A 12,545-nucleotide genomic window follows, 5' to 3' on the forward strand; every position below is an offset into this window, starting at 1 on the left:
CCTAATGGCAATACGCTCGTTGCTTGCAACTCTCCATCTTTAAAAATAGATAAGGTTGTAGATCCTCCACCCATATCAACAAGGGCTACCCCTCTATTTCTTTCATCCGAAGATAACGCAACTGTCGCTGCCGCTAAAGGTTGCAGACAAATATCAACAATTTCAAGACCTGCTTTTTCTACACAACGAAGTAGGTTATGTAGTAAAGTTCTCGAGCCTGTAATAAGTGTACCTTCCATTTCTAATCTTACACCGATCATCCCGCGTGGATCGTTAATCTCGTCAAGACCGTCTACAATGAACTGTCGAGGTACCACATCAATAAATTCACGTTCAGGAGCAATTGACACAACTTGCGCTGCATCTAGAACGCGTAAGACATCTTCATTCCCGATTTCACGATCTTCATTTGAAACAGCGACTACACCGTGACACGGGAGCAACTGTACCTGGTTTGCATTGACACCTACTACAACTTGCTCAATGTGGATACCCACCATGCGCTCAGCCTGTTCAATTGCTTTTTTAATTGATCGAACAGTTTCATCTATATCAACTATCGATCCCTTCTTCAAACCATTTGATTTTACGTTTCCAACACCAATAATGTTTAAGCTATCATTAACCATTTCACCAATGATGACTTTAACATTGGATGTACCGATGTCAAGACTAACATAAATTTCATTGCTGTTCATTCTTTGGCACCTCCTTCTTTATTTATACCATACAACTCAATATATGGAACAACAATCGCAACTTTACTATTTATAAGAAAAATATTCAACGTCTTTATACGTTTCCCTTTTTTAACCCTATATTTTTCTTATTTTTATTTAACATTCATTTAAGAATATCTCAGTAACCTGTGAATAACTGCTTTATCTTGAAATAATTATATTTCAAGTGTAAAGATTACCGCCAAGTATAAGTCTACACTAAGATGTACTTGTAGAAAAGTGAAACTTGTACCAATCCTAGTATGAATCTAAGAAAATTTACATTTTCTTCATCAAATTAAGCATTCTTGCAAATTACCATCCATATAAAAGAACGTTTGTTTCATTTCATACGTAATAACGCAGTAAAAACTATCATTCTATTCTTTCTTTTCTTCAGCACCTAGTTCCTTCGTATATGCACCCACTTCTAAGTCAATTAAAACCTTCTTACCAGGTTCAATTGTTTTTAAAATAAGTGGATAAGCTTCCATTCGCTTTGCGAAATTTTGAATAGTGGTGCTCACTTCATATCCTTCATTCATATATAAAGTAAGATGATCTTCATTTGCGTTCGTTGGTGTATAACGAATTTCAGAAATAGACCTTAAAATAGTCGGCGTTAATTTTTCTAGTTCTGCAATTAATTCCTTCATTTTTTCCTCTTTAAACGGTTCAAAAATTGGTGCTGCAACTGGAAGTTTTCCGTTCGGAAGTACATCGAGTGTTTTCCCATTTTCTAATAACGGTTGTAATTTCCCATCTTTGTTTATATAGCCAATTGTTAAATATTCTTCGATATGAACATCAATTTTGTTTGGGAAACGTTTTTTTACATTTACCGCTTTAATTTCTTTTCGTTTCGTTAAGTTTTCTTCTGCTTTATGTGCTGTTACTCGGAAATAACTCGTATCATATGTCACACCTGATTCCTTCATAACTTGTTCATCTGTCATATAATGATTTCCAAACACACTTATCTTTTTTATATTACTAAGCGGAGACCGAAAATAAATTAAAAAGAGTACTAATAAAAATAAAATCGATATGTATAAAATTAACCGATGATTAACAGGTTTCTTATTCTTTTTCTTTTGATTCTTTAATTTTGGTACACGATCTTGTAGTTTAATCACTTTACTATTTTTCATGTACGATCCCCCTATGTAACATAAAGAACGGCATGTTCCTCATGCCGTTCTTATCTTCTTATTATAACATAAATGATAATGAGCGGAACGAACAACCGTTATCTTCCAATTATTTCTACTTCTGTATGCATATCAACACCAAATTTATCCTTAATTGTACGCTTTATCAATGCGATTAAGTCTAATACATCTTGCGCTGAAGCCACACCAGTATTAACAATAAAATTCCCATGCATTTCAGAAATTTGAGCTCCACCTATTTTATAGCCACGCAGCCCTGATTTTTCTATTAAATCTCCTGCAAAATATGGGACTGGATTTCGAAATATACTTCCTGCACAAGGGTGATTCCAAGGCTGCGTTTCACGGCGATACTCTTTATTCTTTTGCATGCTTCTTACAATTTCCTCGCGTTCGCCTACCTCCAATTGGAATTCAGCTTCTAAAACAATACCAGGGCGTTTCATTTGCAATACAGATGTGCGATAAGAAAACCCCATTTCGGTATTCGTCAACCAATTAATTGTTCCATTGTCAAACAAAATACGAGCTCTCGTTAATACACTCGATATGTCGGACTTATGAGCGCCTGCATTCATATACACTGCACCGCCAACACTTCCTGGAATACCACTTGCAAATTCCAAGCCAGCTAATCCCTGTCGACTAAGTAAAGTTGACAATTTAATAAGGGGGTATCCAGCACCAACTCTTACTCTATGTTTTTCGACTTCTAAGTGATCTAATCCTTCTCCTAAACGAATAACCACACCTTCTATACCTTGATCAGATACGAGAAGATTTGAACCACGACCAATTGCAGTCCACCCTGTCTTGTACTTCTTTACTAACTCTAACGTCTTCTCAATACCAGCAACATGCTTTGGCACAATTAAAATATCAGCTGGTCCGCCTATTTTCATAGTCGTGTAACGCGCTAACGGTTCATTAACTAACACGCGACCAACATTTGCTTCTAAAAGCTCTTTTACTAATTGTTCCATAGACAATCTCCCCCATATTAAGTCTCCTTATTACAGTAATATGCAGGGCGTTCACCTAATGTTATTTTTTAATAAGCTTGTTCATTACTTCATATAGCTTATTTGCTGCATCTGGAATACCAAGTTGCTTAGTAGCCAGTTTCATATTTTGTAATGTTTGTGTATCCAATAAAATCTCATCAATGTCACGAATAAGCGTTTCAGATGTTAAATCTTTTTCAAGTAGCATTTTAGCTGCTCCTTTATCAACAACTGATCGTGCATTTTTTTCTTGATGGTTATTTGTTACGTACGGACTTGGAATTAATACACTTGGCTTTCCTAACGCTGTTAATTCTGCAAGCGTTGTAGCCCCTGCTCTTGAAACAACAAGATCTACACCAGTCAGTACCTCTGGCATATTATGAATAAAAGGTTTAATAATAACATTATTCGGATTCCCTTTTTGTTTCACGGCTTCCATAACTTTATCATAATGTACTTCGCCTGTTACATATAATACTTCGTAACTTTTATTCCCAAATTGTTCAATCGCTTCTACAAAAGCATCGTTAATCGGTCTAGCCCCGCGACTCCCGCCAAAAATAAGCACGGATTTTTTAGAAAGGGATAGTCCTACCGAACGTTTTCCTTTCATTCCATTTTGGTCCATTACTTCTGATGCACGTGGATTACCTGTCATAACCACTTTTGACTGTGGGAAATGTTCTGCAGCTGCTTCAAAGCAAACTGCAACTTTATCGACATAACGACTTAAAAATTTATTCGTTACACCAGGTACACTATTTTGTTCATGTACAATAGTCGGAATACCTAATTTAGCCGCAGCATATACAACTGGCCCACATACGTATCCACCCGTACCAATCACAATATCAGGGTTAAAACGACGAATATATCGTTTACTATCTTGAACACCTTTTAGGAAACGCATCACTGTTTTTACATTATCAAGAGATATTTTTCGTTTAAATCCACTTATAACAATAGATTGGAACGGAATACCCGCTTTCGGTACGATGGTACTCTCTAATCCATTCTCTGTACCAATGTATAAAAATCTTGCTTCCGGATTTAATTTTTTTATTTCTCTAATTAAAGCAAGAGCTGGATAAATATGTCCTCCAGTACCCCCACCACTTACTAATACTCGCACTACTGATTCCTCCACTTCCCTGTTCTTATTCAATCGTATTTATTTCTATATACATATTGTATTTTCACACACACACGAAAAACCCTGTCTTTTAAACAGGGTTTAATAGCGAGAATGGCGACTTATATTCAATAATACACCTACTGCCATTAACATTAAGGTCAAACTTGATCCACCATAACTTAAAAACGGCAAAGTAATACCCGTAACAGGCATCAATCCTGTTACAACACCAACATTAATCATTACTTGAATCGCAATCATCGCCACAATACCTACTGCTAAAAACGTACCATATAAATCTGGCGCTCCTAATGCTATACGAATCCCGCGCCATAATAATAGACTAAATAATAATAACACAAATGAACCACCAATAAAACCTAATTCCTCGGATAAGATTGCAAATATAAAGTCTGTTTGTGGTTCAGGTAAATAAAGAAATTTTTGTCTACTTTGTCCAAGTCCAAGCCCAAATAAACCACCAGGTCCAATTGCGAGTAACGATTGGATAATTTGAAATCCACTTCCGAGCGGATCCGACCACGGATCTAAATATGATGTGATGCGTTTCATTCGATATGGTGCTGATGCAATTAACCCTACAAATCCCGCTGCACCAAGCAAACCAAACATTGCAAAGTGAAAAATCCTTGCTCCCGAAATGAATATCATAATAATACATGTCCCAACCATTACCGTTCCCGTACCAAGATCTGGTTGTAACATAATCATCCCAAAAGCAAGAAATACAAAACTAAGAGCCGGTAGCAAACCTCGTTTAAACGATGTAATTAATTTTTGTCGTTCCGCTAAAAATTTTGCTAAGAAAATAATCATCGCGAATTTCATAAACTCTGACGGTTGGATAGAAAATGCTCCGATTCCAATCCAACTTCGCGCTCCCCCACGAACGAGACCTACTCCAGGAATAAGAACGAGAATAAGAAGAACGAAACAAACTAGTAAAATTACTTTTGAATACGTACGCCACACCCAATAATCAATTTTCATGAGAGAAAACATAGCTACTACCCCAAGACTTGCAAATAACAATTGTCTTTTTGCAAAAAAGAATGAATCCCCCATTTTATAAGAGGCCCAAACCGCACTCGCACTATAAACCATAATCATTCCGATTGTTAACAACGCAAGTGTAACGATGATGAGAATAAAATCAGGCGTTTTCTTCATTACCCATGAACACCACCTCTTTGGGCAGAAACTTTGCCCTATGTAACAAAACATCAGTAGGTGTTAGCCTACTGATGTTTTGATTTACTTTATATAAGTTTATGCACAGCTTGTATAAAAATGTCTCCTCTTTCTTCAAATGTTTTAAATTGATCCCAGCTTGCACATGCTGGTGAAAGAAGAATAATATCACCAGCCGTAGAATGAGCATAAGCCTTCACTACTGCATCATCTAAAGTATCGACACTTTCAATTACATCTAATCCTGCTTTTTCTGCCGCTCTTACTAATTTTGGTGCAGTTTGTCCAAATGTTACAATCGCTTTGACATGTTTAAAGTATGGAATTAAATCATCAAATTCATTACCACGATCAAGTCCACCAGCCAATAATACAATCGGTTGTGTAAATGCAGATAATGCTTTTTCTGTCGCTAGCATATTCGTCGCTTTTGAATCATTATAAAATTTACGATTATTAATCGTCGTTACATATTCTAAGCGATGTTTTACACCTGTAAAACTTTTTAACACAGCAGTAATTGCTTCATTAGAAACACCTAGTAATTTAGCAATACTCATTGCTGCTAAAATATTTTCTAAATTGTGCTTACCAGGTAAAACAATATCGCTTACTTTAACTACTTTTTCGCCTTTAAAATAAAGAGCGTTATCTTTTATACACGCACCATCTTCAATTTCTTTCGTCGTCGAAAATAATACTTTCTGTCCTTTACTATACGCAGATAATTCCATTACATCTGCATCATCTGCGTTAATTACACTATAATCTGTTTCAGTTTGGTTTTTGAAAATATTCGCTTTCGCCAAACCATACTCTTTCTTCGTCCCGTGATAATCTAAATGCGCTTCAAATAAATTTAAAAAGGCTGCAATTTTTGGTTGGAACGATTCCACTCCCATCAATTGAAACGATGAAAGTTCCGTAACGACAACTTCATTTTCTTTCGCCAATTGTGCAACTTCACAAGCTACAGTACCTATATTCCCCGCAATAACTGGGTGCTTTTGTCCTTCTTTTAACATTTCAAACGTTAACATTGTCGTTGTTGTTTTGCCGTTAGATCCCGTAATCCCAACAAACGGTGCTGCTGAAATGCGATATGCTAATTCAACCTCAGTTACAATTGGAATTTGCTTTTCCTTCGCCGCCACTAAGAGTGGATTAGAATATGGAATTCCTGGGTTTTTTACGACAAGTGAAATGTTTCTCTCCAGCAATTCTAACGGATGCCCACCACATACAACATCCATTCCTTCCACTTGTAACTCAGCAGCAAGCACATTACCCACTAATGGTTTCCCATCATTTACAATGACGTTTGCCCCTAATTTTTTTAATAAAGTAGCTGCTGCATAACCACTTTTAGCAATACCTAATACAAGAACATTTTTATTTTGATATTCAGTTACAGTTTTCAATTACATCCACACCCCGATATAAATTCCTAGCACAGCTAATAAAAATCCTACAGACCAAAACGTTACAACAACGCGCCACTCTGACCAACCACATAATTCATAATGATGATGTAATGGACTCATTTTAAAGACACGCTTTCCTGTTGTTTTGAACGAAATAACTTGGATAATAACAGATAAAGTTTCCGCTACGAATACACCGCCAATAATAACGAGTAACAATTCTTGTTTTAACAAAATCGCTACAGCTGCGATAGCACCACCTAAAGCTAGAGAACCTGTATCCCCCATAAATACTTTTGCTGGATTCGCATTGAATACTAAAAAGCCAAGTACAGCTCCTACAACTGCCATACAGAAAATCGCTACCCCAAATTGTTCTTGAGCTACAGCAATAATACTAAATGCTCCGAATGCAATAGCAGCTGTTCCTGATAATAAACCATCTAAACCATCTGTTAAATTAACCGCATTTGATCCACCAATAAGCATAAATAATACAAGAACAAAATATGCCCAGCCTAATTCAAATTTAACATCAGTTCCCGGAATCATGATATAAGTGTGAAATGCTTGCCCTTTTCCAATTAAAAAAAACGCAATAGCAATTACAAGCTGACCGATCAATTTTTGTTTTGATGTTAAACCAAGATTTCTTTTCTTTACTACTTTTATGTAGTCATCTAAAAATCCGATTAATCCGTACCCAAATGTAACTAATAATAACAATGATACTTCTGCACCTAAATTGTTAAATTTAATCGCCATAATAAGCGTAGTCACCATCATAGATACATATATGACAATACCACCCATCGTTGGTGTCCCTGATTTCTTTTGGTGTGACTTCGGTCCTTCGTCACGAATACTCTGTCCGAACTTTAACTTTCTTAAAAATGGAATAAATAATGGCGAAAGGGCAACAGAAATTAAGAATGCTACCCCAGCCGTTACTAATAAACCTTGTTCAAGCACATGTAGTCCTCCTCTCATGCTGTTACACTTCGTTGTTTAAACGCTCCGTGATTGCTTCTTTAGCAACTTCACGATCGTCAAAATGATGAACTTCTTTACCAATAATTTGATACGTTTCATGCCCTTTACCAGCAATAATAATAATATCTTCTGCTTTCACTTTCGAGATAGTGGAACGTATCGCTTCTTTTCGATCGACAATTACTTCATAATTAGTCCCTTTTACATCATTTACCATATCATCTAAAATAGCATTCGGATCTTCACTTCTTGGATTATCTGATGTATAAATTGCATGAGTTGCATATTCGGTTGCAACACTTGCCATTATTGGTCTTTTCGTTCTATCTCTATCACCACCGCAACCAACGATACAATATACATCACCTTTTGCAAACTGTTTTGCTGTTTTTAGTACGTTCTCTAAGCTATCAGGTGTATGTGCATAGTCAACAATAACTGTGTAATTTTGTCCACCATCAACAACTTCAAAACGTCCAGGAACGCCAGCAAGCTCTTTAATTACATCAATAATTGTTTGTAAGCTCACTCCTGAAACAAGACCTGCTGCTGTAGCAGCTAACACGTTGTATACATTAAACTTACCAATTAATTTCATCGTAACATTTACAGTTTCATACGGTGTTACAAGTGTAAATGTTGTACCGCCACTCGTCATTACGATATCTCGTGCCATAATGTCGCTTGCAACATCTATACCGTATGTTACAACAGTAGCTGCTGTACTTCTCATATACTCTTCTGCTACTGGATCATCACTGTTTAATATAGCGTATTTTTCACGATTATGATGATAACTATTGCCAAGCTGTGCAAAAAGCAACCCTTTCGCATGTTTATATTCTTCCATCGTTTTATGATAGTCTAAATGATCTTGTGTTAAATTCGTAAATACTGCAACATCGTAATCGCACCCGTGTACACGGCCAAGATCTAAAGCATGAGACGAAACTTCCATTACTGTGCTATCCACACCTTGTTCAACCATTTTTGAAAATGTCTGTTGAAGTGTTAGTGCATCTGGTGTTGTATTTTTCACCTCAAATGTTTCATCACCGATTTTCATATTAATCGTTCCAATTAGCCCTGTTTTATGACCATGTGCGCGCATAATTTCATCCATAATATGCGATGTTGTTGTCTTTCCATTTGTACCTGTAATACCGATTAAATGTAACTTGTGTGTTGGTTGGCCATAAAAATAATCAGCTAACACTGCTAGCGAACGAAAAGTATTTTTCACAAGTACAACTGGAACGTCAACATCAATTGGTCTTTCCGCAACAATAGCAGCCGCTCCTTGTGCCGCTGCTTGCTTAGCAAAATCATGGCTATCAACCGTATATCCTTTCATACATATAAATAAGCTTCCCTCTTTCACTTTACGTGAATCCGCTTCAATAGATGTTATTTCTGGATTTTCTGTTGGAACAACTGGAAAATCATGCAAACATGATACAAGTGTATGCAACTTCATTTCACTAAACCCTCTCTACATTGTTTATTTATCTCTTATTTTAGCAAGTAACACGTTACCTCCTAGTTATATAAAAATAGGAGGTAAGTGCTACTATAGTCTAATCAATAGATTTATTTATTAATGAGACACTTATCGTCTCAAATAAAGCAATTTTTCTATAAAGAACTCACTTCCACCAATTGTACCATAAAACACAATCAGTTACCTTTAATTCCCGAAGTAAATTCTAACTTTTGAACCCTCTTTTACTTTAGCTCCTGCTTCTGGTGATTGTTTAATTACTTTCCCACCATCACCACTTATATCAAGCTTCAAGTCTACAAGTTGCGTTTGTAAATCTTTCTTTTTCATACCAATTAAATTCGGAACTTCCACAGTTGGTGTATCGCCCCATTTATATTCTTTCTCAACTTGCTCTTTTCTCGGTTCCACTCCCATTACAGGAAGTGCGTCACGAAGAATATTCCCAACAATAGGTGCTGCTACAACTCCACCAAATTGAGTGACTCCTTTTGGATTATCCACTGCTACATAAACAACAATTTGCGGATCGTCAGCTGGAGCAAAACCGATAAATGATACAATATAGTTATTATCTAAATATTTTCCATCTTTCACCTTTTGAGCAGTTCCAGTTTTTCCACCTACACGATATCCATCAATATAAGCCCCTTTACCAGAACCTTTCGCTACAACATTCTCTAATGCGTAACGAACTTTCTCTGAAGTTTCCTTGGAAATAACTTCCCTTTTCGCAACAGGTGTCTTTTTGCTGACAACTTGATTATTCTTCGGATCAATAAATTCCTTCGCTATATATGGCTGATACAAAGTTCCACCATTTACAGCGGCCGCTACAGCTGCTACTTGTTGAATCGGTGTAACAGAAACACCTTGCCCAAATGAAGTCGTCGCTTGCTCGACTGGACCAACTTTATCTAAATTAAATAAAATCCCGCTACCTTCACCTTGTAAGTCAATTCCGGTCTTCTGTCCAAACCCGAAATTGCGAATGTATTTAAACAATCGATCTTTACCAAGACGATCACCGAGTTCAATAAATCCTGGGTTACAAGAGTTTTGAACTACCTCTAAAAACGTTTGGCTACCATGGCCTCCAGCTTTCCAACACCGCAATCTAGCTCCACCAACTTCAGCTGCCCCATCATCATAAAATGTATCTTTCTCTAAGTCTACCAAATTTTCATTCAAGGCTGCAGCTAATGTAATAATCTTAAATGTTGACCCCGGCTCATACGTACTCCATACAGGTAAGTTTCTGTTATATACTTCCGGAGAAACACTTTGGAAATCTGCTGGATCAAAACTTGGTCGACTTGACATACCTAAAATTTCACCATTTTTCGGATTCATTGCAATTGCTATCATACCGTCAGGATTATACGTTGATTCCGCAATATTCATTTCTCTTTCCATAATCCTCGTAATGCGTGAATCAATTGTTAATCCTAAATTCAAGCCGGCTTCTGGTTTTTTGAAATCATCTCCAACATTAGGCATTCTCTGTCCTTTCGCGTCTGCAAAAAATCGCACATGACCTTTATCACCATTTAGCTCTTTATCATAATATTTCTCTAGTCCCATAAGCCCTTGATTATCACTGCCCGCAAATCCTAATACGTGTGATAAAAAATTACCGAATGGATAGTACCGGATAGAATCCTCTGCGATGTACACACCCTTTAAACTTAATCCGCGTACTTCTTTCGCTTTGTCATGCGATATTTTCCTTCCGCCTTTATCAAGCCTTACAATCGATTCTTTTTTTGTAATCCGCTTATAAACATCATCTTTTTCCACACCTAATACTGCAGCTAACTTCTCTGCAGTCTCTGCTGGTTTTTCAATTTGCCTTGGCACAACAAAGACGGTAGGTGCACTTTTATTCGTAGCAAGCTCCACACCATTTCGATCTAGAATTTTCCCTCGCTCTGGTTCAAAAGTAATATTACGACTCCATGAATCCTTCGCACGATCCGTTAACATATTTCCAAGAAAAAATTGCACATATCCAAGACGAATATCGATGATGGTGAAAATGAGTATACCCGATATAAGTATAAAAATAAGTCGTTTCCTAACCGTTACATTTGATACACGCATATTGGAACAAGCCTCCCTTACGCCTAGCTTGTTCCAATATATGCTTGTACTTATTTAATTAGAACTTCTTCCCTATTACCATTATGGCTTTTCTGCTTCTTGCTGCGGCTCAAGTGGTGGTACGAGTGTTACACCTAATTCCGTACCAGGTTGCAACACTGTTCCTTCTGCCACACTTTGTTCCGTTACATACCCTGTACCAGAAGGTTTTAAGTTAAGCTTTAATGTTTTTGCTAAATTCATAACATCACGCAGTGCCCACCCCTGTATATTTGGCATTGTAGGTTTATCTCCTACTAAGAAGACTCGATCACCCTTTAATGTTTGTTCAGTTGCTTTTGGCACTTGCTGCTGCACTTTACCTTCACCTAATACGATTGGACGAAGTTTTGCTTTATCAATTGTTTTTTTCGCTTCTTCCATCGTTTTTCCAGTTACATCTGGAACGACAGTTTGTTGTTCTTTCACATATTTTTTCGGGTCTTTTACTTCATTTGGCTTAATCTTTAAATACTCTAAACTATTTTTCGTTACATATTTAAAGATATCAGCTAAAGGTTTAGCCCCGTTTTCATCATCTTTTAATTTTGGTTGTTTAACGGCCACATACACAACAAGTTGCGGATCGTCCATCGGTGCCATACCTAAGAATGAGAATATATAATTCTCTCTTCCCGTCATATAGCCACCTTTCCCGTCAGGAATTTGTGCTGTACCTGTTTTACCACCGACTGAGTACCCATCAATTTTATATGCAGTCCCTGTTCCTTTCGGTGATGTAACAACACGTTCTAGTAATTGCCTTACTTGCGCTGCTGTCTCTTTGGAAACAGGTTTTCCTACTTCTTCTGGTTTATGCTCTAGCTGTACTTTACCTGTTATTGGATCCACAATTTTATCAATTGTATAAGGTTKCATCATTTTCCCATCATTTGCWATMGCTGTKGCMGCTTGTACAAGTTGAATTGGTGTAACTGTAGAACCTTGTCCAAATGCTGTTGTTACTTGTTGTATTTGTTGATCAAATAAAATTGTATTTGACCCTTCACCAGGTAAATCAATGTTTGTTTTTTCATCTAATCCAAAATTATGAATATATTTTCGGAAACGATCTGGACCAAGTTTTTGATCACCTAAAATTGCAAACGCTACGTTTGAAGAGCGCTCTACCCCTTCATCAAAAGTAATAGAACCCCATCCAGCGCCGCCGTTATGATCTTTTATTTTGCGATTACCAACTTGATATGTACCAGACTGATAAAAGTCTTGTCCATTGTAT

At 36.9% G+C, this 12,545-nt stretch carries 10 protein-coding genes; all 10 read right to left on the bottom strand.

Annotation, left to right across the window (positions count from 1 at the left end):
• On the bottom strand, nt 1-698 hold a 698-nt coding region (gene ftsA / locus AC1DTM_RS11490; protein WP_477000243.1), incomplete at its 3' end, for a cell division protein FtsA.
• A 401-nt stretch (nt 699-1,099) separates the two neighbouring features.
• Entirely contained in the window at nt 1,100-1,870 is a 771-nt protein-coding gene (divIB, locus tag AC1DTM_RS11495; protein WP_002111435.1) for a cell division protein DivIB, read from the bottom strand.
• Between the two features lie 98 nt (nt 1,871-1,968).
• Complete coding sequence (gene murB / locus AC1DTM_RS11500; protein ID WP_016106027.1) at nt 1,969-2,874, bottom strand: UDP-N-acetylmuramate dehydrogenase; 906 nt, start codon at nt 2,872-2,874, stop codon at nt 1,969-1,971.
• Between the two features lie 61 nt (nt 2,875-2,935).
• A complete protein-coding gene (murG, locus tag AC1DTM_RS11505) occupies nt 2,936-4,030 on the bottom strand; it encodes an undecaprenyldiphospho-muramoylpentapeptide beta-N-acetylglucosaminyltransferase (RefSeq protein ID WP_002088269.1) in 1,095 nt (364 codons plus the stop codon).
• A 102-nt stretch (nt 4,031-4,132) separates the two neighbouring features.
• Entirely contained in the window at nt 4,133-5,224 is a 1,092-nt protein-coding gene (spoVE, locus tag AC1DTM_RS11510) for a stage V sporulation protein E (protein ID WP_016106029.1), read from the bottom strand.
• An 89-nt stretch (nt 5,225-5,313) separates the two neighbouring features.
• Complete coding sequence (gene murD / locus AC1DTM_RS11515; protein WP_016106030.1) at nt 5,314-6,666, bottom strand: UDP-N-acetylmuramoyl-L-alanine--D-glutamate ligase; 1,353 nt, start codon at nt 6,664-6,666, stop codon at nt 5,314-5,316.
• Nucleotides 6,667-7,641, bottom strand: a complete 975-nt coding sequence (gene mraY / locus AC1DTM_RS11520; protein WP_002014738.1) for a phospho-N-acetylmuramoyl-pentapeptide-transferase — start codon at nt 7,639-7,641, stop codon at nt 6,667-6,669. It lies immediately after the preceding gene.
• A 22-nt stretch (nt 7,642-7,663) separates the two neighbouring features.
• Nucleotides 7,664-9,139 (bottom strand): UDP-N-acetylmuramoyl-L-alanyl-D-glutamate--2,6-diaminopimelate ligase, encoded by a 1,476-nt coding sequence (locus tag AC1DTM_RS11525; RefSeq protein ID WP_016106031.1) that lies wholly within the window; start codon nt 9,137-9,139, stop codon nt 7,664-7,666.
• Between the two features lie 210 nt (nt 9,140-9,349).
• Nucleotides 9,350-11,266: a stage V sporulation protein D gene (locus AC1DTM_RS11530; RefSeq protein WP_002014741.1), complete on the bottom strand. Its 1,917-nt coding sequence runs from the start codon at nt 11,264-11,266 to the stop codon at nt 9,350-9,352.
• An 81-nt stretch (nt 11,267-11,347) separates the two neighbouring features.
• Nucleotides 11,348-12,545, bottom strand: a 1,198-nt coding sequence (locus tag AC1DTM_RS11535; protein ID WP_477000244.1) for a penicillin-binding transpeptidase domain-containing protein, incomplete at its 5' end; no start/stop codon positions are given.

The organism is Bacillus sp. P4_D3, assembly GCF_056401855.1.

Coding starts and splice junctions, on each gene's coding strand:
- murB (WP_016106027.1), bottom strand. CDS start 2,874: ATGGAACAATTAGTAAAAGAGCTTTTAGAAGCAAATGTTGGTCGCGTG.
- AC1DTM_RS11525 (WP_016106031.1), bottom strand. CDS start 9,139: ATGAAGTTGCATACACTTGTATCATGTTTGCATGATTTTCCAGTTGTT.
- AC1DTM_RS11530 (WP_002014741.1), bottom strand. CDS start 11,266: ATGCGTGTATCAAATGTAACGGTTAGGAAACGACTTATTTTTATACTT.
- divIB (WP_002111435.1), bottom strand. CDS start 1,870: ATGAAAAATAGTAAAGTGATTAAACTACAAGATCGTGTACCAAAATTA.
- spoVE (WP_016106029.1), bottom strand. CDS start 5,224: ATGAAGAAAACGCCTGATTTTATTCTCATCATCGTTACACTTGCGTTG.